At 46.5% G+C, this 21,842-nt stretch carries 21 protein-coding genes and 1 pseudogene; 6 read left to right on the top strand and 16 right to left on the bottom strand.

Annotation, left to right across the window (positions count from 1 at the left end; genetic code table 11):
- Positions 1-188: 188 nt before the first annotated feature.
- Positions 189-842, top strand: a complete 654-nt coding sequence (gene nth / locus VIS94_06040) for an endonuclease III (protein HEY9160626.1) — start codon at positions 189-191, stop codon at positions 840-842.
- Between the two features lie 40 nt (positions 843-882).
- On the opposite strand, the gene VIS94_06035 is transcribed toward nth, so the two are convergent.
- From VIS94_06035 to VIS94_06025, 3 genes are all read right to left on the bottom strand, one after another.
- Positions 883-2,208 carry an MFS transporter gene (locus tag VIS94_06035; protein ID HEY9160625.1) on the bottom strand — a complete coding sequence of 442 codons (1,326 nt, stop codon included), beginning with the start codon at positions 2,206-2,208 and terminating at the stop codon, positions 883-885.
- 65 nt (positions 2,209-2,273) lie between these two features.
- Positions 2,274-3,671 (bottom strand): MFS transporter, encoded by a 1,398-nt coding sequence (locus VIS94_06030; protein HEY9160624.1) that lies wholly within the window; start codon positions 3,669-3,671, stop codon positions 2,274-2,276.
- A 192-nt stretch (positions 3,672-3,863) separates the two neighbouring features.
- Positions 3,864-5,057: a PLP-dependent aspartate aminotransferase family protein gene (locus VIS94_06025; GenBank protein ID HEY9160623.1), complete on the bottom strand. Its 1,194-nt coding sequence runs from the start codon at positions 5,055-5,057 to the stop codon at positions 3,864-3,866.
- Between the two features lie 198 nt (positions 5,058-5,255).
- Between VIS94_06025 and VIS94_06020 the strand changes: the two genes are divergently transcribed.
- Genes VIS94_06020 through VIS94_06000 form a run of 5 tightly spaced genes read left to right on the top strand, consistent with a single transcriptional unit; the run spans position 5,256 to position 8,056 of the window.
- Positions 5,256-5,567 carry a hypothetical protein gene (locus VIS94_06020; protein ID HEY9160622.1) on the top strand — a complete coding sequence of 104 codons (312 nt, stop codon included), beginning with the start codon at positions 5,256-5,258 and terminating at the stop codon, positions 5,565-5,567.
- A 56-nt stretch (positions 5,568-5,623) separates the two neighbouring features.
- A complete protein-coding gene (locus tag VIS94_06015) occupies positions 5,624-6,265 on the top strand; it encodes an HD domain-containing protein (protein HEY9160621.1) in 642 nt (213 codons plus the stop codon).
- Between the two features lie 3 nt (positions 6,266-6,268).
- Entirely contained in the window at positions 6,269-7,141 is an 873-nt protein-coding gene (locus tag VIS94_06010) for a hypothetical protein (protein HEY9160620.1), read from the top strand.
- 56 nt (positions 7,142-7,197) lie between these two features.
- The gene (locus VIS94_06005) at positions 7,198-7,686 is read left to right on the top strand and encodes a zinc ribbon domain-containing protein (protein HEY9160619.1); all 489 of its coding nucleotides are present in this window, start codon (positions 7,198-7,200) and stop codon (positions 7,684-7,686) included.
- Positions 7,676-8,056, top strand: a complete 381-nt coding sequence (locus tag VIS94_06000) for a hypothetical protein (GenBank protein ID HEY9160618.1) — start codon at positions 7,676-7,678, stop codon at positions 8,054-8,056. The genes VIS94_06005 and VIS94_06000 overlap by 11 nt, the downstream gene beginning before the upstream one ends.
- A gap of 25 nt (positions 8,057-8,081) precedes the next feature.
- On the opposite strand, the gene VIS94_05995 is transcribed toward VIS94_06000, so the two are convergent.
- From VIS94_05995 to proC, 13 genes and pseudogenes are all read right to left on the bottom strand, one after another.
- On the bottom strand, positions 8,082-8,249 hold the full coding sequence (locus VIS94_05995) for a MarC family protein (GenBank protein HEY9160617.1): 168 nt from the start codon (positions 8,247-8,249) through the stop codon (positions 8,082-8,084).
- 11 nt (positions 8,250-8,260) lie between these two features.
- A complete protein-coding gene (locus tag VIS94_05990; protein ID HEY9160616.1) occupies positions 8,261-9,181 on the bottom strand; it encodes a polyphosphate kinase 2 family protein in 921 nt (306 codons plus the stop codon).
- 112 nt (positions 9,182-9,293) lie between these two features.
- Positions 9,294-9,944 (bottom strand): leucyl/phenylalanyl-tRNA--protein transferase, encoded by a 651-nt coding sequence (gene aat, locus VIS94_05985; GenBank protein HEY9160615.1) that lies wholly within the window; start codon positions 9,942-9,944, stop codon positions 9,294-9,296.
- A 4-nt stretch (positions 9,945-9,948) separates the two neighbouring features.
- Positions 9,949-12,204 (bottom strand): ATP-dependent Clp protease ATP-binding subunit ClpA, encoded by a 2,256-nt coding sequence (clpA, locus tag VIS94_05980; protein HEY9160614.1) that lies wholly within the window; start codon positions 12,202-12,204, stop codon positions 9,949-9,951.
- Positions 12,205-12,217: 13 nt separating this feature from the next.
- Complete coding sequence (locus tag VIS94_05975) at positions 12,218-12,541, bottom strand: ATP-dependent Clp protease adaptor ClpS (protein ID HEY9160613.1); 324 nt, start codon at positions 12,539-12,541, stop codon at positions 12,218-12,220.
- 65 nt (positions 12,542-12,606) lie between these two features.
- Positions 12,607-15,519: a 7TM diverse intracellular signaling domain-containing protein gene (locus tag VIS94_05970; protein HEY9160612.1), complete on the bottom strand. Its 2,913-nt coding sequence runs from the start codon at positions 15,517-15,519 to the stop codon at positions 12,607-12,609.
- A gap of 70 nt (positions 15,520-15,589) precedes the next feature.
- Positions 15,590-16,990 (bottom strand): APC family permease, encoded by a 1,401-nt coding sequence (locus VIS94_05965; protein ID HEY9160611.1) that lies wholly within the window; start codon positions 16,988-16,990, stop codon positions 15,590-15,592.
- A gap of 222 nt (positions 16,991-17,212) precedes the next feature.
- Positions 17,213-17,572: an SCP2 sterol-binding domain-containing protein gene (locus VIS94_05960; GenBank protein HEY9160610.1), complete on the bottom strand. Its 360-nt coding sequence runs from the start codon at positions 17,570-17,572 to the stop codon at positions 17,213-17,215.
- 61 nt (positions 17,573-17,633) lie between these two features.
- The gene (locus VIS94_05955) at positions 17,634-18,899 is read right to left on the bottom strand and encodes an aspartate aminotransferase family protein (GenBank protein HEY9160609.1); all 1,266 of its coding nucleotides are present in this window, start codon (positions 18,897-18,899) and stop codon (positions 17,634-17,636) included.
- Between the two features lie 284 nt (positions 18,900-19,183).
- Positions 19,184-19,399, bottom strand: a complete 216-nt coding sequence (locus tag VIS94_05950) for a hypothetical protein (protein ID HEY9160608.1) — start codon at positions 19,397-19,399, stop codon at positions 19,184-19,186.
- Positions 19,396-19,560 (bottom strand): annotated as a pseudogene (locus VIS94_05945) (DUF4258 domain-containing protein). The gene VIS94_05950 and the pseudogene VIS94_05945 overlap by 4 nt, the downstream one beginning before the upstream one ends.
- A 208-nt stretch (positions 19,561-19,768) precedes the next feature.
- A complete protein-coding gene (gene tgt, locus VIS94_05940) occupies positions 19,769-20,872 on the bottom strand; it encodes a tRNA guanosine(34) transglycosylase Tgt (protein ID HEY9160607.1) in 1,104 nt (367 codons plus the stop codon).
- A 9-nt stretch (positions 20,873-20,881) separates the two neighbouring features.
- Entirely contained in the window at positions 20,882-21,688 is an 807-nt protein-coding gene (gene proC / locus VIS94_05935; GenBank protein HEY9160606.1) for a pyrroline-5-carboxylate reductase, read from the bottom strand.
- Positions 21,689-21,842 lie beyond the last annotated feature (154 nt).

Genomic DNA, 21,842 nt, shown 5'->3' with positions numbered 1-21,842 from the left:
CGAACTATGCCTATAATCAATATTAAAATGTAACTATATTATCATATAGTTACTAAGGTTAAAGGTGTTCAAATTAACTTAATTCAGGATTAATGCGGAAATTTTTTCCTCAGTCTCTGAATTTAATTTCACCCGGGAAACAATATAATCGATTGAGCAGAAATTGGAATATCTGTAAAAAGATTTTTATGGACAATATTAATATAGGCAAGGCCTTCAACATTCTCAGAAGAATGGTATCGGCATGGCAGGAGCCGATAGTCGGCAGAATAGCCAGAGAACATGAACCATACAAAGTTCTTATATCGACGATACTGAGCCTCAGGACAAAAGACTCTACAACGGATGCAGCCAGCAGGAAGCTTTTCTTAATTGCCGACAGACCGGATAAGATGATCAAGTTGTCTATCGCAGAAATTGAAAAAGCCATATTCCCGGTCGGTTTTTACCATACAAAAGCAAAAAACATTATTGAGGCCTCCGGAATAATTACGGACAGGTATCATGGCAAGGTGCCGGATACCCTTGACGAACTCTTGAAACTGCCTGGCGTAGGAAGGAAAACAGCAAATCTCGTATTGATTCTCGGGTTCGATAAAATGGGAATTTGTGTGGACACCCACGTCCACAGAATCACCAATCGTTGGGGCTATGTTAAAACAAAAAATCCCGATGAAACCGAAATGGCCTTAAGAGAGAAACTGCCTAGAAAATACTGGAAGGAAATAAACAACCTGCTTGTACCCTATGGCCAGAATCTATGCATGCCAGTAAGCCCGTTTTGCTCGAAATGCAGGATAGCTTCATTTTGTGAAAAGATTTCTGTAAGCAGATCTCGCTAATTACATACACTGCTGCAGATAAATCAAACTTGTATGTTTACTATTCTTTTCCTTCTTGAAGTGCCCTTGCTTTTTCATCAAGATAAGCCCTTAAGGCAAGCCTGTCTTTATCGATGAACTTCGATACGAGCAGGAAAAGGAGTCCGCATGGCAACCACCATACGATCGCAAAATTGACCATCAGCTGATAGCCATAAGGCAGAAGCAGAGCTCCCACCAGAGGTCCAAGACCCATGCCGATGTTATCCGTAAGGTTTGACACCGCAAACACGCTGCCCCTGTTCTCAGGTTTGTTGACATTCATGAGGATCGCTTTATAGTTGGCCCCTGCCACAGATACGAAAAATCCGGTCAGAAACCCAAGGATCATATAAAGGGTCATGTTGGAGTTCGGCATATTGATCAGGATTGCCGATGGTATTATCCCGAAGATGATCCCCGTTCCACACAATATAGGCATATATTTCGGATCCTTTCTGTAAAGACGCTCCCCTATATATGCAAATACGATTGTTCCGACAAGCGTCCCACCTCCCAGAACATCGAACATAAGAGTTGCCGATTCCTTGGAAAGTTTCCGGTATGCCTCGAAATATGCAATGAACCAGAAAGTGAGCACGCCCCATGGGATAGTGCCTGGAATGCCCTGGATCAAAGTGAATATATTGGTCTTATTCGTGAAAATGGTCTTGAAATCCTTCAACCCTATGGTCTGTTTGTAAACCTTACCATCACGGATAAGTTCTTCCAGGGCGTCTTCCGTCCTCCCGCGTTCCGGCTCCCTGGCAAAGGCCCAGAACAAAAGTGCAACCGGTATATTCGGCACACCAATAATGATGAACGACAATCTCCACCCCAGGGTGTTCCATTCCGCATTTGTAAAAAATCCTGCAATATTTACCCCGAGAAGCCCTCCGACCGACCAGGCCGTCCCCATCCAGGCCGATGCAGCCGCTCGATGGTCTTCCTTGAAGTAATCGGAGAGTATCGAATGGGAAAGCGGGTAAATCGCTCCCAGGCCTATTCCGGATAATATCCTCATTGCTACGAAGCTCGTGAAGTCCGGGGTGAAATATTTTATTCCTGTCAGGACGCATGGGACTTCTCCCACTAGGATTGCGATGATGAAAAGCGCTTTTCTGGAAGCCTTGTCGGCAAAGTATCCGAAGGTCAGGCTCATGATGACTCCCACAATGATGAATGCGGAGCCGACCATTCCGACCTTGCTTTCATTCACGTGGTATTCAGCCGAAAGCTGAGGGATTATAGCGTTGATGATAAGCTGATCGGCGTAGAGTATAGTAGTCATGAAGAAAAGCATGACCAGCGTGAACTTGTCCTGCCTGCTCATTTTAATCCTTGCCATCGCAATCTCCTCTTATTTCTCATCAAGAAATAATATAATTCATTATTCAGTGTCTGCCATACTTCTCAGGCCGTTTCCTTTTCCATTATCTTTGCCTGTTCCGCAAGATATGACTGAAGCGCGTCCCTGTCCTTGGTTATATATTTTGCGGCCATAAGGAAAAGTATTCCGCAGGGAATCCACCATGCAATTGCAAAATTCATCATGAACTGTTTAGCGTTATAGACCAGTTGAATATTCAGAATATCATTTATGCGTAATGTAGCTGAATTCATCATTGACTCAAAACCTTTGGAAATCAGCAGTGATCCAACCAGTGTTCCGACGCCAGCTCCTATATTGTCTGCAACAATGTTCGAAACTGCAAAAACGCTTCCCCTGTTCTCCGGTTTGTTTACATTCATAAGAATGGCTTTATAGTTTGCAGCAGCCACTGATACTATAAATCCTGTTATGAATCCGAAAACCATGTAAATGGTGTTGTTCATCGTTATATTCAATATCAAAGCCGTTGGAATTATTCCGATAAGCACTACCACACCACAAAGCATAGGCATATACCTCGGGTCTTTCTTATATAATCTGTCTCCGATATAGGCCCAGAATACTCCTCCTATTGTGGACCCTAGTCCAAGAATGAAAAAGATGGTTGTAGCCATTTCCAGTGAAACTCCCCTGACGGTTCTCAGGTATGTGATAAGAAAAAATCCGAAAACACCCCATGGCAAAGATCCGGGGATTCCCTGTATCATGGTATATAGATTTGTCTTGTTTGCGGCAATGACCTTAAAGTCCTGCATATTAATGGTTTGTTTATATACCACACCTTCTTGAATGAGTTCTTCCAGGGCTTCCTCTGATCTTCCCCGTTCAGGTTCCTTCGCATACGCCCAGAAAGCAAGAACAATAGGTATATTGGGAACACCGATTATAATAAATGCAATTCGCCAACCCAGACCGAACAGATTCACATTTGTCAGATAACCGGCAACCATTACTCCAAGGGCACTTCCAATACCCCAAGCGGCTCCCATCCAGGCAGCGGCAAATGCCCTGTGTTCTTCGGTGAAATAATCAGCCAGGACTGAATGTGTAATCGGGAACAATGCCCCCAGTCCGATTCCGGAAAGGATTCTCAAACCGGCAAACCAATAAATATCCGGTGTAACAAATTCCACTCCAGTCAGGATGCAAGGAATTTCACCAATCAGAACTGCAGTTACGAAAAGCATTTTGCGAGATTGCTTGTCCGCCAGATAACCGAAAGTCAGGCTCATGATAGCCCCGACAACCACAAAAGCGAAATTAATGTAACCCAGCGTGCTTTCATCAACATTAAAGGTCTTTGAAAGTTCGGGAAGTATTGCTGACATGATGCTCTGGTCTGCATAAAGAATCGTTGTCATTGCAAACAGCATTATAAGTGTAATCAGATCACGGGTACTCATTTTTGCCTTGGACATAACCAACTCCTCTGAATTTGTTTAAAGTAACAGAAAAGAGAATCCTGCAAATCATTACATTAATATATCCATGTATAAAAGTGTTTTTTAGCGTCCAGGTAAGGCTTAATTAAAAAAAGTAGGATAAGAGCAGGAAGTCCCCCATATAAGGCATGGACTGCCCGTTATGCGGGCAGTATTTATTTCAAAGCTTTACAATTTACCAAGGGCATTATCAAGATCACGTATAATATCGTCAGTATCTTCGATACCCACGGCAAGCCTGAACAGGGTGTCGGTTATGCCCAGTTCATACCGTTCTTCCCTTGAATAGTCATAATAGCTGACTATGGCGGGATGAGTGATAAGAGTCTCCACGCCGCCCAGACTCGGTGCTATGTAAATCATTTCGAGGGCATCCATGAAGCGTTTAGCCGTTTCGAGATCGCCTTTTATGTCGAAGGAAACCACACCACCTCCGCCGGTCATTTGCGCTTTGGCTATCGAATAATGCCTGTGGCTGGGCAGAAATGGATAATAGACCTTCTGTACCTTGTTGTGAGATTCAAGGAACCCGGCGATTTTTAATGCGCTCTCATTCTGCTGCCTGACTCTCAGAGGAAACGTCTTCAATCCCCTCAGCAGCAGATAGCAGCAGTGTGGATCGATGAGACCTCCCATGGATTTGTGCAGCGCCCGGATTTTATCTAGCTGTTCTTTCGATCCGAGGACCGCGCCTGCCAATATATCGTTATGTCCGGCAAGGTATTTGGTTGCGCTCTGAATAACGAGATCGATTCCGAATTCTATAGGTCTCTGATTGTAGGGGGTGGCGAAAGTACTGTCGATTATGGAAATCAGGTTGCGCCTTTTGCAGATGTCCCTGAATTTCTCAAGGTCGAACACGTTAAGATACGGGTTAGTGGGCGACTCCGAAAATATGAATCTGGTATTGGCCTTTATCGCTTTTTCCAGCATTTCATAATCACCGAATGGAACTATCGTGCATTCCACACCGAAGCGCTTGAGATACTTGTTGCAGAATTCAAGCGTCTTCTTATAGCAGTCGTCAGTCATTATGATGTGGTCTCCGGTATGTACAAGTGAAAGGATCGTGGTTGTTATCGCCATCATGCCTGATGAGAACACGACGCAGTCTTCAGCGCCCTCCAAATCGGCAAGTCTTTGTTCAGCTATCTTCTCGGTTGGATTGCCGTATCTGCCGTATTCGAACCTTTCCTTTTTGTCTTTCGTATAGGCCTGTATTTCCTTGCTGTCCTTGAAGGTGAATGTCGAAGTCTGGACAATCGGCGTTGTCAGGGAATCCGCATATTTAAGCCTTCCCTCTCCGGCATGAACTGCCCGTGTTGACAATTTACCGAATGTTTTACCCTTATCTCTCCACATTTTTTATCCTCCGGTAACGCTGGAATAATAGCCGAATGCGTATAATATGGATAGTTTTCATGTCAAGGGAATAAAGGTCAGCAACAGGTATGGCAGGTTTTCGGTCTTTAAAACCTCAATATAGATTACACAACATCCGGATTCATATCATAAGCTTGATATCTTATCATCTACGAGCAGTCATGATAGAATTCAGGCATGAAGGAAGACGCTGTTTCGAAAACTGACAAGGAAATACTCGAAGAAAAGGCCAGGACCCTTGGTTTTGCCGGATACCGTCTTGAAGAAAAGCTCAATGAACTTGCCGGCATTGAAAATGAGATGAAGACTGCATCAAATACAGAAGAATATGATGCACTGATTGACAGATTCAACAAAGTCAGGGAAGAAGCCCTGACAAGGAAACATGAGCTGATCATTTACAGGGAAGCCATCGGGGCAAAGTTTCATAAAGATGTGGAAAAATATTATAAGGTGCCGGACAAGAAAAAACATGGAAAAATGGAATAAAAGACATACAATATTTTTGGAAGATAATATGTTGCTTATATGTTAGCGGGAAAAACATGAAAGAAATCATAGCCGAAATTCGCGATTATTGTGAAAATGCTTTCAGAGAAGCCAAGCGCAGTCATAATTGGGACCATACCGAGCGAGTCTACAAACTCTGTATGCATATAGGGAAAATCGAGAATGCAGACCTTGAGGTTCTAGCAATTGCAGCTTTCCTTCATGACATCGGCAGAGCTGCACAGGATATGGCGAAAGGCAAGGTCTGCCACGCTGAAGTCGGTGCTGCAATTGCAGAGGATATCCTCAATAAATATGATATAGCCAAAGAAAAAAAGGACAACATAATCCACTCCGTACTCTGTCACCGCTACAGGAACAGCCATGAACCCGCTACAATCGAAGCAAAAGTCCTGTTCGATGCGGACAAACTTGATGCAATCGGCGCCGTCGGAATCGCCAGGGATTTTCTCTTTGCCGGTGAAATAGGCGCCATGCTCCATAACCCGCATGCCGACCCTTATGATACGATTCCATACACAAAAGACGACACGGGCTACCGGGAATATGTCGTCAAGCTTTCAAAAATACATGAGAAGATGCTCACGAAAGAGGGCAGACGTATGGCGGAAGGCAGGCATGCCTTCATGAAAGAATTTTTTGAGCGCTTTGTAAGGGAACATGAGGGAGAATTATAAACAATGAATGAACCGCCAAAAAAAGCATCCACTGTCATACTATTAAGAGACCCCGTGGAAGTCCTTCTTATGCAGAGGAGTACACATGATTCCTTCATGGCAAAGGCAACTGTCTACCCGGGAGGTGCGGTTGACGACTCGGATTCCGATACCGGGCTTGCAGACTTTTCAGGCGGTTTTGATGATGCAATAGCCCGGAAGATACTTAATAACCCGGACCCGGATATGAATGCTTCATCAGGCTTGTTTTTCGCTGCAATCAGGGAACTGTTTGAAGAAGCCTTCATCCTTATCGCCCAAAAGGTTTCGGGGGAGCCGCTTGATTTTTCAAAAGAGCCTGATTTAAGCCGTTTCAGAAAATACCGTAAGGCCATACATGCCAAGGAAATGACTCTCGTCGAACTGGCTGAGATTGAAGGCATTGTTTATAAGCCCGAAGCGCTTGTCCCGTTCGCACACTGGATCACTCCCGTTTTTCAGAAGACACGGTTTGATACATGGTTTTTTCTTGCAAGGCTTCCTCATGGACAGGTTGCTGTCCATGACAACGAAGAGCTTACAAGTGCCGCCTGGCTGACGCCTTGCGATGCCCTTGAAAAAAACATGGCGGGCGAAATCATGCTTCTGCCGCCGACCATGATAACCCTTAATGAGCTTTTATCTTTCAACTCGGTTTCGGAACTTTTAAGTAATGCATCTACAAAAGACATCCCGGTAATAATACCCGAAGGCTTCGTCGAAGGATCGACTGCCGGCGTGAGACTGCCCAATGACCCGGACTATTCCAATGCGGAATTGAAGCTCCCGTCCATGCAAGGGAAGCCGTCACGGGTAATCCTTGATAACGGAACATGGCGCATGATTTCAGCTGATTGACAAATTTATTCGCAGACACTATTCAGACTGAACAGCGAATTCATGAGAGGTTGAAAATGCCTGTTTACGAGTTCTATTGCGAAAGGTGCAACACCGTATATAATTTTTTTTCGCGAAGGATCAATAACGACCGGATTCCTGAATGCCCCGAATGCAAAACAATAAAGCTCAAGAAAAAAATCTCACTTTTCAACACCCCGTCAGGAAAGGCAAAGGAGTCCGAAGACGGCATGCCGAACATTGATGAAAGCCGTCTAGAAAAGGCAATGGCGATGCTCGGCCGCGAAGCAGGCTCCATAAATGAGGACGACCCGAAACAAGCGGCAAATCTGCTCAGAAAGCTTTCCGATGCTGCAGGCCTGAACCTTGGTCCCGGATTCCAGGAGGCACTGTCCAGGCTTGAGCGCGGGGAAGATCCTGAAACAATCGAGCAGGAAATGGGAGATATCTTTGAAGGTGAAGACCCCTTTCAGCAGACATCCCCGGCAGGGATCAGATCGCAGAAACGAAGACCGAAAGTGGATGAGACCCTGTATGAACTGTGACACCAAAGAACGCGTTCTGGATAACGGTCTGGTTTTGAGCATAAAGGACAAAAGCAAAATCCTTTCCGGCGACCTCTGGTTTATCAAACTGGAAATCACAACAACCTGCCATCTCGAAAATGCCGACGAGGAACTGCGCAGGTACTTCGGTGAGAAGATTGTCAGGACAAAGCTTATCGAACGTCCGGCCGTGCATGAAAGCGTTGTCGAGGATGTGAAAAAATCACTTCTGGATTCATTCCTCGCCAGCACCATTCATTACATGCAGACACCTAAATTCCTGAAGCGCTTCAAAGAAAAAGAGCTCAGAGATTATCTTGAGAAACTTGAGAAGGAACGCCGCCTCCGTGAAGCGGGGGTTATCTCCTGATATATTTCGCTTACGGTTCAGTATTCTACATGGTTCCCATCAGGCCGGGAAAAAATTTTGATACCCCGTCCAGTATAAACTGTACGCCAATCGCCAGGGTAAAGAGTCCCATTATCCTGATAAGGGCGCTCATGCCCAGGTTGCCTAGAAAATGCAGAAGGTTGGTTGAGTATTTGAATATATGATAAATCAATATCCGGCGGTTTACTTTCCGCTTTCCAGTTTCTTTTTAGCCTCCATTAGTCTGGCGATCTGTTCTTTGGTAACTTCGGGATATTTGAGGTTGAGCCCTTCGATGGCGGTTACTATCACCTCGGCTATAAACGCCCTGGCAGCCCATTTGTAATCGGAAGGTATGACAAACCACGGCGCATAATCAGTGCTGGTGGCGGCAAGCATTTCTTCGTAGGCCTTTTCATAATCGTTCCAGTATGCCCTTTCCTCCACATCGAAAGGTGAAATCTTCCAGTATTTATCCTTATTGTTGAACCTCTCCATTAGCCTTTTCTTCTGTTCCTTTTTCGAAATGTGAAGGTAGAATTTGAGGATAACCGTTCCATTTCTGACCAGATGCTTTTCAAAATTTCTTATGTCATTGTACCGCCAGTCCCAGAATGTACCATTTTCCGTCTTCACGAGTTCTTTTGGAAGCTTTTCCAGTCTGTCAGGATGGACCTTGACCGCCAGGACATCTTCATAGTGTGAACGGTTGAAAATGCCTATCATACCGCGCTGCGGCAGGCAGTTTGAATATCTCCATAGAAAATTATGCGAGTGCTCCATCGACGAAGGCACCTTGAACCCCGATACCGAGCAGCCCTGCGGATTGACTCCTGACATGACATGTCTGATGGCGCCGTCCTTGCCTGCAGTATCCATGCCTTGAAGAACTATCAGCAATGCATAGCTCTTGTCTGCATAAAGAAGCTCCTGAGCCTTTGCCAGCCTGTCCTTGTCCCTCTCCAGTATCTCTTGGGCCTTGGTCTTGGCCTCGCTGTCGTCGAATTTCTTGAGCTCCTCTTTTATCGCCCAGCCTGTGTTGAACTTTTTTAGTTTAATATCTTTGCCCGGCTTGACAATAAACTCTTCCATATACTTTTTTATTTTGGGACCTTTTATCTCCATGTGATTCAACCTCCCTTAGAACAATCTATTATAAACATCAATCGACACAACTAAGATATAACTTGAAATGATAATATAGTTTACTTTCTTTCCGCCGGCAAACAAACGCTCTTCAAACAACAAGATTTTTAAGAAGTGCAAGATATTCACTTCTTGGAATTTCACGAGCGCCGAGTGTTTCCACATGTCTGGTGTACACCTGTGAATCAATCAGTTCGATTCCCTGTTTTGAAAGATGCTCCACCAGTGTAATAAGGCATGCCTTCGATGCATTGCTAACCCTTGAAAACATGGACTCGCCGAAAAAAACCTTTCCCAGGGAAACACCGTAAAGGCCTCCGGCAAGTTCCCCGTCTTTCCATGCCTCGACAGAATGCGCAAAGCCCATCTTATGAAGACGGATATAGGCTTTCTGCATTTCAGGCGTTATCCAGGTGCCGCGCTGGCCTTTTCTTTTTATTCTTCTGCAGTGCTCGATTACCTGCTCGAATGCCTTGTCGAAGGTGATGCTGAAAACGCGCTGCCTGAGGATCTTACGCATTGACCTGGAAACCTTAAGTTCCGAGGGAAAGAGCACAAAACGCGGGTCGGGCGACCACCATATGATGGGTTCACCATTGGAATACCAGGGAAATATCCCTGAAGCATAGCCCAGCAAAAGTCTCTCGGGCCTCAAGTCGCCGCCTATTGCAACAATCCCTTCATCTGTTGCATACTCCACATCAGGAAACACAAGTTCATCATTCAGCAGGAATATGGGCATGATCTCAAAGCACTTTAATGAAAATGCGGTTGTCCTTTACATCAATACTGACACGGCCGCCTCCGGCAAGAGAGCCGAACAGCACCTTATCGACAAAGAATGCCTTTATCTCATCCTGAATAAGCCTTGCAATCTGGCGGGCCCCGAATTCGGTTGAAAACCCTTTTTTCGCAAGGTGCAGATATGCATCGTCAGAGACTTCAATGTTTACCTTTTTCTCGAGGAGCTGACTGGCGAAAATGCCTATCTCCTTTCTGACGATCTGCTCGGTTATGCCTATATCTAGGCCGTTGAAAACAACGACACCATCCAGACGATTCCTGAATTCCGGTGCGAATATCCTGTTGACCGCATCGGTTAAGGCATCGGTCCTGAGCGGTTCATCATGTGTGAAACCGACCTGTTTTTTGCCAAGTTCCCTGGCCCCCGCATTTGATGTCATTATAATGATGACATTTCTGAAATCCGCCTTCTTGCCTGCATTGTCGGTAAGCGTGGCATAGTCCATGACCTGAAGAAGCGTATTGAAGATGTCCTGATGGGCCTTTTCAATCTCGTCCAGCAGAAGCACGGCATAAGGTGTCTTCCTTATCGCTTCGGTAAGGAGGCCGCCCTCTTCATAGCCGACATAACCGGGAGGAGCGCCCACCAGTCTGGCTACCGTATGCTTTTCCTGATATTCGCTCATATCGAAACGATGCAGTGACACGCCCAGGCTTGAAGCAAGCTGGCGTGCAAGCTCGGTCTTGCCGACGCCCGTGGGCCCGACAAAGAGCAGGCTCGCCACAGGCTTGTCAGCGGAGCCGAATCCTGCACGCGAGCGCTTGATGGCAGATACGACGGTGTCTATCGCCTTGTCCTGGCCGAATATCTGCGACTTGAGTTCATCTTCCAGATTTTTGAGTTTGAAGGTCTCCGTAGATGAAACGCTTCTTTCCGGAATCCTGGCTATTTTCGATACTACCTTCTCTATGGCCTCGCGTGTAATTGTCACTGCGCCTGAAAGGCCGTCCGGCCTGTTCATCCGCGCATATGCGCCCGCCTCGTCTATCACGTCTATCGCCTTGTCGGGCAGGTGGCGGTCATTTATGTACTTTGCCGAAAGCTCGGCTGCCGCCAGGATCGCCTCATCACTGTAAACAACATCGTGGTGTTTTTCATATCGTTCCTTCAGCCCGGCAAGTATTGTCCTGGTTTCTTCAATGCTGGGTTCGGTGATGTCGATCTTCTGAAATCGCCTGGACAATGCCCGGTCGCGGTCAAAATGTTTTCTGTATTCCTCGAACGTCGTGGAACCTATGCAACGCATCTTCCCCAGTGCCAGCGCTGGTTTCAGGATATTTGACGCATCCATTGAACCTCCGGAAACCGCCCCTGCGCCGACAATGGTATGAATCTCATCAATAAAGAGTATTACATTCTCCCTGCTGTTGAGTTCTGCAAGCACCCTTTTCAGCCTTTCTTCAAAATCGCCCCTGTATCTTGTGCCCGCCAAGAGCGCACCCATATCGAGGGAATATATCTTTGCTCCAGCGAGAGGTTTTGGAACCCTGCCTTCCGCAATCCGCTGGGCAAGCCCTTCGGTGATTGCAGTTTTGCCGACACCTGGTTCTCCCACATGGATGGGGTTGTTCTTGAGCCTGCGGCAAAGAACCTGCACTGTCCGCTCTATTATGTCTTCCCTTCCTATGAGAGGATCCATTTCCCCAAGCTTCGCCTTTTCCACAAGTTCGGTCGTAAACATCTCGAGGAAGCTTTTCTTGGCTTTACCCTCCATTTTTTCTTCAGAGGTTTCCGCTTCTTCGCTTGCGCCTTCTTCCTGTGTACCGCCGGGAAGAAGAGATATCCCGTGGGATATAAAATTCAGTATGTCAAGCCGGGTTATGCCCTGACTTGACAGATAATACGACGCAAATGATTCCTCTTCATCAAACAGGGATACGATTATATCGCCTATATCAAGGATTTCTTTCTGCGCGGATGCCGAGTGAATGAACGTACGCTCCATGACACTGTGGAACTGTTCGGATATGACAGGTTCCCTGTTAAATATTTTAGGGATTCTTTCATCGAAGTGACGGTTGAGGTTTTTCTTGAGCGTTTCAATGTCGCCGCCGCAGTTTTCGATTATTTCGATGCCTTCGGGTGAGAAAAGCATCGCATATAAGAGATGCTCCGGCGTCAGATATTCATGTCCTCGGTTTTTGGCCTCACTCAACGCAGCCATGATGACAAGGTTGAGGCTTTCGCTGTTTTCCATGGTTCTTACCCTCTTACGCTTCTTCATATGAGCATTTCAGCGGATACCCACGCTCTTTGGCCATGCTGTGGACCTGCATTATTTTGGTAAGTGCGATATCGAGCGTATAAACACCTGCGACACCTCTGCCTTTCTTATGCACATCCATCATCAACATTGTGGCTTCCGCCGCCGGTTTGTGAAAGACCGAAACAAGGACTTCCACAACAAACTCCATTGTCGTGTAATGATCATTGTGAATGATTACCCTGAACATTCTGGGAAGCTTGATCCCGTGCTCGGGAAGCAGCTTCGTATTCTCGTCGGCATATTCAATCGGGGCATTTTTATCAGGCATATGCTCACCTGTGCAAATTATCCACCGTCAGGAAAATCCCTGCAACATAATTATTGATGCCGGTATCAGATATTGCCTATAATCTCGTTCAGCACCTCTTTAAGCTTGCCGATGCTGTACGGTTTCGGAATAAAAGCCCTTACTCCAAGCGCAATCAGAGCCTCGATACGATTGTCTTTGGCATAACCTGAGCTGATTATCACCTTGACGCCGTTATCCACCTTCTTCATTTCAAGGTATGTTTCCCTGCCGGATCTGAGCGGCATATTCATATCAAGCATCACAACTGCAATATCCTTATAATGCCTTCTGAACAAATCAACCGCCTCCTCGCCGTCAGATGCCGTGATAGTTCTTAATCCGATCAAATCAAGCATTTCACATATCGATTTAAGGGACAGCCTGTCATCATCCACAACAAGTATAAGTTCCCCTTTGAATACACTTTCGTCAATTTCAGCTTCGGTTTCCATTGTTTTCTTCCCTAAATATACAGGCAGGAAAACATTAAACCTGGAGCCTATACCCGGTTCCGAATATACCGTAATGAACCCCTTGTGCTCCTTTACAATACCATAAACCATTGCCAGACCAAGCCCGGTTCCCTCCTGAACCTTCTTTGTGGTAAAGAAAGGATCAAATATCTTTGAGAAAAGCTCTTCGGGTATCCCTACGCCCGTATCGGTTACACTCACCATCCAGTAATCACCTATTGCGGCCTCTGGATGAGCGGCACAAAAACGGGAGTCGGCATATATTTTTTCAATTTCGACGCTCAGTTTCCCTCCGGCAGGTTCTTCCGGACCCCTCATGGTTGTCATTGCATGAGCGGCATTTATGCAAAGATTCAGAAGCATCTGCTCCATCTGTGTCTTGTCTGCAAATACGATTGCAGGTTCGCTGTAGACGCTTTCCATGATCTCGATTCTTTTGTCGAGAGAGCTCTCGCAGATATTTATTACATGCTTTATTGAACTGTTGAGGTCCACAGGGACATAGGAAAACTCCTGTTTGCGAGATATTGCCAGAAGCCTTCTCACCATATCTATTGCCCTGTTAGACGACTCTTCCATAATCAAAAGCTGTTTGTCCAGATAAGCCGGGTCAATCGGTTTGTCTTTCCTGCGTATATACTGGACAAGGGAAAGGGGGCTTACGATACCCATCAAGGCGTTGTTGAAATCGTGCGCTATACCTCCGGCGAGCGTTCCCAGAGTCTCCATCCTCTGCATGTGGCGCAGCTGCTGTTCTTTCTTTTCAAGTTCCGTGATATCATCGGCAAGGATAACAGCATCTCCAGGTTCACCGGGTTCAAGCGGTGTTATGGCGATATTGAAAAATCTGTCAATACCGTTTTCAAGCTTTACCCTCTCCAGCAAAACCGATTTTCCTGAACTGATAACCCTTTGAAGATCTTCCTTATGTTCACTGAGGAGAGGCAGTATATTCCAGACCGGCTTGCCTTTGGCATCGCTTGAGGAAATCCCTGTAATCTTCTCCGCTGGCGTGTTCCATTGACTTACAATACCTTCACCATTTACAGATACAAGTATTGAAGAGAGCGAATTGAATACCTTGTTCAGATATGTCCACGTCTGGGTCAATTTATTTTCAACTCTTTTTCTTTCTTCGATATCCCTGTCCAGTTCGATATTCTTTTCATGGAGTTGGCCGGTTCTTTTCACCAGTTCCTTCGCTATCTTTTCCTCTGCGGCAAATGCCCTGGATAGGCGTATTGAAAGCTGGTACGAAAGAACAAGGACAAATATGAACATGGCATATGGAGTTAAAGCGATATTGCGTGAAAAAATGATATTGTTCGATGTCATGACATCAATAATCATACAGACAAAAATCAAAAAGAATGCAGTCAATATAAGGACGGCATCATCGCGTTTTCTTATAACCGCGGATATATTGATAATCAGACACAGGACAAGGACGACTATAATCTCAAGCATGCCTGCCTGCAGCACATATGAACTTATATAGGTAGGAGTGAGAACTGCAATCACCGCTGCAACGGCGGAAATGATCCAGACGACCTTCTCCGTTATTTTGAAACCCTCATCCGGGAATGTCGAACAGAAAAAAGACAAAAGCGATGGAGGAATAAGATACAGACCGACATTTAAGGCTTTAAACAGAATGTCCCTAGGGATTTCCGGGAAAAAAAGCGTGAAGAAATAAACCTGAGAATAAGAAGAGATCAGCACGATTGCCGCACCCAGACAGAACAGTCCGAAATAAAGATATGCGGCATCTCTGCGGCGCTGCAGGAAAAATATGATCTGATAAAGCCCGATAATCAAAAGGCTCCCCAGTATAAAAAAGTCATAGAATATCTTTTTCCCGAAAATCCTTTCCATGCCGCTTTCCGGGCCAAAGTATATTATTTCGCCCGGACCGCCGTTTACGTAACGGAAATTGGATATCTGAAGGATGATCTCGGCCTCTTTTCCCGAAATGCTGCAGTCAAATACGCCGGGTCTGTTGAGCGGAATTTCATCTTTCAATGATGTCCCGACCTTTCCCTCAGCCGCAACAAGCCGGCCGTTGACAAAGAGTTTATAGGCCACATTGATCAGACCGATATATAAGGAAAGCTTGTCCACATTCCCGTTTGTAAGGATCTTCAGGCGGTATGTGGCATAGCCCTTTGCCGGCAGGGTTTTTCCATTTACTTTGATATCATTCCAGTAAGCCGGAAGTTCAGCTAATGTGGTCATTTCGGGCTTTGAGGCTCTGTCAAAATCTTCCGGTGTAAGCAATTCCTTCCAATAAAACTCCCATTGTCCGACAAGCTTCACATTGCCGTTTCTATTAAAGTCCCACCGACTGAGATCCAGAACTCCATTTATTGCTGCGGGCTGCCGGGAACTTGTCTCTCCGGCGCAACCCGACACCAGACAGCATAGAAGAAAGGCCGCTCCGAGCATGGCGATAATATCAAGTGCTATCCTTTTCCTGAAGTGCATACTTCTCCCTATGAATTTAGCAGCCAAAACAAACTATCGGAATTTATAGGGAGTTTCTTTAAATCTATTTCTAGGAAACTTTTCCGGGTCTTCTCTTGACCCTTGCAGATGCCTTTGCCGCAGCCTTTTTCTTAAAGATAGGTACAACAGTAATGGTATAAAGTGCGCATAGAACAAAGAATACAGCCATCACAACAGCAACCCAGTAGTTGGAGAAAAGGATATTCCCCGCATAGTCCCTGCTTTTATCAATGAATATACCCACAAGCAGGCCCGTAAAAACAACAATCGTCATGACTGGAATTACATATCCGCCCGGTACCTTGAAATCCCTCGGGTTATCAGGCATTTTTCTTCTGAGTTTGATCACGCATACCGCCATAACCACATATATGAAGCATTCAAGTGCTGCCGCCATCACGATGATGAAAAGATATTTCCCTGTAAAAAGGATGAGAAGGCTCACAAGAAGCGCAAATATCATCAGCCCGAGTATGGACACCCAGGGTGTCGCATAATCGGGATGAAGCCTGCTGAAGGCAGACGGCAGGACATTATCGCGCGACATGGCATAGGCAAAACGAGATGTATTGAGAAGCCCTGAGTTAAAGGACGTAACAGACGCCAGAATGCTCATGAGCATGAAAAGGCCTATGCCCACTTTTCCAAACAGATTCTGCCCGAGAAGTATATGGGGAATCGGAGTTCCGGAAAGTTTCTGTTCCGGCGTCAACCCGATCCACATCCCGACCGTAAACAGGGCGTATGTTATTGAAAGGAGGCCTATCGCTATGAACATGCCCTTTCCGATCAGCCTGTAGTCGGTGGTTTCCTCCGCAAGAGGCGTAACCCATTCGAAGCCGACAAATAGAAACACTCCTACACCCGCCGCATTAATTATATTGGTAAGATTGAACTTGGGGCTTGCCAGTGCGGGTTTGATGTCCACACCGAACTTTGAAATCGAGTAAATGGATACCAGAACAAGGAAGCCTATCATCACATAGGTCATGACATCCTGGACAAAACCAGTCAGCTTTACCCCGCGATAATTTATGGCGGCAACAAAGACAATGAAGAAAGTCATCCAGAAAAGCTTGTCTACAAGCGGGCCGATCACGGTAAATGCATGAACAATGACGCTGGAAAGAAGATAACTTTCCGCACCGACCATCGAGATACCGAGAATGACATAAAATGTCCCGATGATGATGGCAGCCTTTTCATTGAATGCCCTCTGGATAAAGAGCTTTATTCCGGCAGCTGTCGGATATTGGGACGTAAGTTCCGCAAAGCACATGGCAGAGAGGAGGCATAGAACTCCTGCGATGAGCACAGATATCCATGCAAGCTCTCCCACCAGAATGGTCGCCACCTGGAAACCTGCAATATAGCATGATGTAGCCAGTGCCATACCCGCCGATGCCGATGTCACTGTCCTTAATTTCAAAACCTTTTTCAGTGTGGTCATTTGTTACCTCCCGGAGTAATCAGCAAGCTACTTAGCTGTTAAGCTGATGAGCTATTAAGCATAATCAAAATATTTTATTACAGAGCGTCAGAATAAATTGCGGCGTGTTAGAACAAAGCAGACCAAGGCGCGACGATGAAGAGGAGTGAGGCATACATTTACGGTATGCCGCAACGACGAATCGAGGAGCAACGCTGGTATGCACAGTTATCACACGCCGCATCAGGCGTCAGGCCATATTATCATCGTAATTGCGTCAAGCCGGACGACATCCTCCTGTGACGCCTTGACCCTGATCTCCCCCTGAAGGTACTTCTGTGACGGGTTCAGGTCTCCCCAGAACATGTCACAAAGGTTTTCGCTGATTGTAGTTACAATGATATCCGGCGTACCTTCGGCACCTGCGCTGAATGAGACTATCTCACCGTTTATCACGTTCATGGTGAACCAGTCTCCCGTGTCCTCGGCATTGAAATGCAGCAGCTTGGTCCAGTCGCGCTGCATCCTGCGAAGCCTCTTGTTTTCATTGCAGTTTACCTGATAGTCAGCCAGAGCATCCAAGATTTCCTGTGATGTAGCCACTTTTTACCCTCCCATCTTATATGTCATTTCGACCCGGCAGCAGCCCGGAAGAAATCATGTCCTAATCGTTCTTGCCTATTCCCTTCTCACCAGAGAGTTCCTTCATGGAATCTTCAAGGGCGTTCAACACCTCGTCAACTTCTTCAGGTGTAATCACAAGGGGCGGCATGAATCTGCATATGCTCGGATCGTTTCCCGTATAAATCGCAAGCACCCCCCTGTCCGAAAGTTTCTTCGTCATGCGTGGCCCGATTGATTCATTCGTATATTGCAGGCCCATCATGAGCCCTTTCTGCCTGACCTCGAGCAGCAGGTCGGGATATTCTTTCAGGAGCCTGTCGAACCCGGCTTTGAAACGCTGCCCCATTCTTTCCGCATTACCCGGCAGGTCGTTCTTTATTATGTAATCGATTGCTGCCATACCCACTATGCAGCCCAGATCGGAACCGCCGAACGTGGACAGATGGACGAACGGATGCGGGATGAAAAAGTCGTTGATCTCCTCCTTGAAGATTGTTGCCGATATGGGATAGATGCCACCGCCAAGCGATTTTGCAACTGTCATCAAGTCAGGCACGACACCCCAGTGTTCGCATGCAAACATTTTTCCCGTACGGCCGAAGCCGGTCTGTATCTCGTCAAGAATAAGCAGCACTTCATTCTCGTCGCATATCTTCCTGACCTCGGCCAGATAGCCTTCAGGCGGGATATTAATTCCGCCTTCTCCCTGGATGGTTTCAAGAATGACGGCTGCTGTTTCCTTGTTCACCGCTTTTCTTATCGCATCGGCATCGCCGAACGGGACTTTTGTGAATCCCGGCATGAGAGGTTCAAATGATTCCTTATAGGCATCCCGCCCTATTGCAGACAGTGCAAAACCCGTATGACCGTGATAGGCCTTGTCCGTGTAGATGATGCCGGGCTTCATCGTGAAACCCCTGGCAATCTTGATGGCAGCATCGACAGCCTCGCCGCCGCCTGCACCGAATATGGTGCAGCTCAGGTCGCCAGGCGTTATCTCGGCAAGTCTTTTCGCCAGGTCAGCCTTCTGCTTTGAGCATAAAAGAAAGACGCCGATGTCGTATGTATCGAGCGCTTTTTTAAGGGCCGCAGCGATTTCCTGATTGCCCCGGCCGACATTCATAATGCCCGAGCCCGTCTGGCAGTCGATGTAGCGCTTTCCGGTAATGTCCCACGAACATGCGCCGCTGCGCTTTTCTTCGATGATGTCTATGCCGGCGCTTTTCATTGTCCTGACCTTCATGGGGTTGATGAATTCGGCAAAATCCTTTAAGGCCTGCTGCTTGATCTCTTCAGGTGTGCTCATTTTTTTCCACCTCCTGAAATTCATTGTATTATCGTAATACATTACTTGAAGTAAGTTATTGTTTCAACAGGTTTTCTTGATAATACCAATCAGATTATCTTTCGAAATTTGTTTTTAAAGAGCGGGATGAATCAGTCTTTTGATTTCGATTCAACATATTCCAATGCTATCATTCTATCCTTGGAATACTTTTTCTTATCCATGTGGAACTCATTCATGTATTTCCATTGTCACTTCTTCACCTTATCAGGTACATCCTAAGTCAGGTCCAAGCGAAGTAATAATTATACAGCAACCGGTGTGAGCATGAATACCCTGGCTTTTCTGCTCGCCTTTGCCACATTGCCTTCTTTTAAAGCTTTTCTGACTTCATCAAGTTTCATGGCATCTGCAGGCGAAATATATGGAGACCACTCATCATCGTTTCTAAGCATAAATACATCCACCTCAGCGATGTATGCTCCTTCATGAATCAGCTTGGTTTGTTTGCTCTTTTTCATTTTCTTCTCCTTGTAAACCCTGACATCCATTTTTTCGAATCAGGTCTATATGCTGTTACGAGGACGGCAGGTCTGTTTTTTCCCTTTGGAATCCCCCATAATACATGAACTGGTTTATTGTCAGAATCCATTTGCATAACGAGTATACAATGACCTTTGTTATAGTCAGGATACTATTCAATTATCTCAGCATCATCTATTCCATTAATTATATCTGAAATGTATATATTGTCAGCTGCCAGTTCCTCATACCCATGATCTGAAATCAAAACTTCACCCCGATTGATCAATTTGGATATTTTATCAAAAAACTCTGACATATTATGATTTTACTTACCCCTTAATCTCATGGCAATATAAAATCATAATCTATGAATTTTTCTTCAGATACGTCCCCAGCCAGGTCTCAGCGAAGCGGTAAAATCGGCCCTCTTCTATGGCCATTCTCATATCACGCATGAGGTCCTGGTAGAATGTGAGGTTATGGATGGTTGCAAGCGTCTCAGCCAGCGGATCACCTATGTGGAACATGTATCTGAGCACCATGCGCGGATAAGTTCTGCAGGTATAGCAGCCGCATTTCGTGTCTACCGGGTATCGGTCTTTGCGGTATGACTTGTCCTTAATACGGAGCTTGCCGGTGCGTGTGAACAGTGTTGCGTTCCTGGCAAAACGTGTAGGTATTACGCAGTCGAACATATCCATGCCAAGGCCTGCGGCGGCGATAAGGTCTTCGGGCAGACCCACGCCCATGAGGTATCTGGGCTTATCCTCCGGCAGCAGAGGGGCGGCAAACTTGACGGCCTGTTTCATAAGGTCATGGCCTTCACCCACGCTCACCCCACCTATTGCATAGCCGTCAAAATCAATCGAGGTGATGTCTTTTGCGCTCTTTTTGCGCAAATCCTCATAAACACCGCCTTGGACTATACCGAACAGGAACTGGTGCCTGGCAAGCTTGAACTCGCGGCACCTTTTCGCCCAGCGTGTCGTGCGTTCCACAGAGCGCTTAACATAATCATGCTCGGAAGGGTACGCCACGCACTCGTCAAACGCCATCACTATATCGGCGCCAAGATCACGCTGTATTTCCATCGAGCGCTCGGGAGAAAGAGTTATCTTCTCACCGTCCTCTTCATATTTGAATGTAACGCCTTCTTCGGTTATTTCCCTTTCAGGCAGCGAAAAAACCTGGAATCCACCGGAGTCGGTCAGTATGGTCTTGTCCCAGCCCATGAACTTATGGAGCCCGCCGAGATGCTTTACAGAAAAGAGCCTCTCTCCTAGAGAAAGATGATAGGTGTTTGCAAGGATCACTTCCGAGCCTGTCGCCGCGACATCCCTGGCCGGTGTTGACCTGACGAAACCCGCCGTTCCTACCGGCATGAATGCAGGTGTCTGGACTGTTCCGTGTTCTGTCGTGAATTCGCCTCTCCTCGCCCGCCCGTCTTCGGCAAGGAGTTTGAATGAGATATCTTTCATCTAAGCTTTTGAACTCAGTTCTATTGAGCGCTTGTAGGCGAACCACACCGCATCGCTCACGGCGGCGCGAAATCCTCTGTTTTCAAGTATTGCGAGACCCTCGGCTGTTGTGCCGCTCGGGGATGTTACCATATCCCTGAGTTCGGCAGGGTGCTTTCCCGTCTCCAGCACCATTGCGCCCGAGCCCTTCAGTGTGGCAGCGGCCAGCTTTATGGCGATATCCCTGGGAAGCCCGGCCCTTACTCCGCCGTCGGCCATCGCTTCTATCAGGGCAAAGCAGTATGCCGGGCCCGAACCTGACAGGCCTGTTACTGCATCTATCTGGGATTCGTTAAGTTCTACGCATATGCCTATCCCTGAGAATATGTCACGGGCAATTCCAAGGTCCTCATGGGTGCATGTGGACGAGCCTGCAATCGCACTGGCCCCTTCCAGCACCAGCGCAGGCGTGTTGGGCATCACGCGCACAACCCTTGCATCCTCCCCGAGCACGGATTGAATGGCCGCAATTGTTATGCCGGCTGCAATGGTAATAATCAGCTTGCCTTCAAGTTCATTTTTTATGTTCTTTATCGCGGGCAGCACCTGCGCCGGTTTCATTGCTATTACTACCGCACGCGAGGCCTTTGCCAGATCATTGGGAGATGCCGAGATAATCATCCCGAATCTCGACTCCATATGCACCAGACGCTGGCTGTTAATGTCATATGCCGCAATGCCTGAAGGGCTGTAGAGATTTTTCCTGATTATGCCGCCGATTATTGCCTCAGCCATGTTTCCCGCACCCAGAAAGCCTATTGCTATCATTTGACCCTCCATCTTTGCGTTTTCAATTGAGTAATTGCAGAAAACAGATTGCCACACAACAGAAAAGCAAGTCAATAAAACAGAAGTGGTGAGTGGTGAGTTGAAGAACAGGAAGCCATTATTCCAGGCTTAACCGTAAACAAGTCTATCATTT

This window comes from Desulfomonilia bacterium (assembly GCA_036567785.1).
Classification (GTDB): Bacteria; Desulfobacterota; Desulfomonilia; order UBA1062; family UBA1062; genus DATCTV01.
Note: the sequence above shows the minus strand (reverse complement) of the source record. Positions and strands in the feature narration are given on the sequence as shown.

Coding starts and splice junctions, on each gene's coding strand:
- nth (HEY9160626.1), top strand. CDS start 189: ATGGACAATATTAATATAGGCAAGGCCTTCAACATTCTCAGAAGAATG.
- VIS94_06035 (HEY9160625.1), bottom strand. CDS start 2,208: ATGGCAAGGATTAAAATGAGCAGGCAGGACAAGTTCACGCTGGTCATG.
- VIS94_06030 (HEY9160624.1), bottom strand. CDS start 3,671: ATGTCCAAGGCAAAAATGAGTACCCGTGATCTGATTACACTTATAATG.
- VIS94_06025 (HEY9160623.1), bottom strand. CDS start 5,057: ATGTGGAGAGATAAGGGTAAAACATTCGGTAAATTGTCAACACGGGCA.
- VIS94_06020 (HEY9160622.1), top strand. CDS start 5,256: ATGAAGGAAGACGCTGTTTCGAAAACTGACAAGGAAATACTCGAAGAA.
- VIS94_06015 (HEY9160621.1), top strand. CDS start 5,624: ATGAAAGAAATCATAGCCGAAATTCGCGATTATTGTGAAAATGCTTTC.
- VIS94_06010 (HEY9160620.1), top strand. CDS start 6,269: ATGAATGAACCGCCAAAAAAAGCATCCACTGTCATACTATTAAGAGAC.
- VIS94_06005 (HEY9160619.1), top strand. CDS start 7,198: ATGCCTGTTTACGAGTTCTATTGCGAAAGGTGCAACACCGTATATAAT.
- VIS94_06000 (HEY9160618.1), top strand. CDS start 7,676: ATGAACTGTGACACCAAAGAACGCGTTCTGGATAACGGTCTGGTTTTG.
- VIS94_05990 (HEY9160616.1), bottom strand. CDS start 9,181: ATGGAGATAAAAGGTCCCAAAATAAAAAAGTATATGGAAGAGTTTATT.
- aat (HEY9160615.1), bottom strand. CDS start 9,944: ATGCCCATATTCCTGCTGAATGATGAACTTGTGTTTCCTGATGTGGAG.
- clpA (HEY9160614.1), bottom strand. CDS start 12,204: ATGGAAAACAGCGAAAGCCTCAACCTTGTCATCATGGCTGCGTTGAGT.
- VIS94_05975 (HEY9160613.1), bottom strand. CDS start 12,541: ATGCCTGATAAAAATGCCCCGATTGAATATGCCGACGAGAATACGAAG.
- VIS94_05970 (HEY9160612.1), bottom strand. CDS start 15,519: ATGCACTTCAGGAAAAGGATAGCACTTGATATTATCGCCATGCTCGGA.
- VIS94_05965 (HEY9160611.1), bottom strand. CDS start 16,990: ATGACCACACTGAAAAAGGTTTTGAAATTAAGGACAGTGACATCGGCA.
- VIS94_05955 (HEY9160609.1), bottom strand. CDS start 18,899: ATGAGCACACCTGAAGAGATCAAGCAGCAGGCCTTAAAGGATTTTGCC.
- VIS94_05950 (HEY9160608.1), bottom strand. CDS start 19,399: ATGAAAAAGAGCAAACAAACCAAGCTGATTCATGAAGGAGCATACATC.
- proC (HEY9160606.1), bottom strand. CDS start 21,688: ATGATAGCAATAGGCTTTCTGGGTGCGGGAAACATGGCTGAGGCAATA.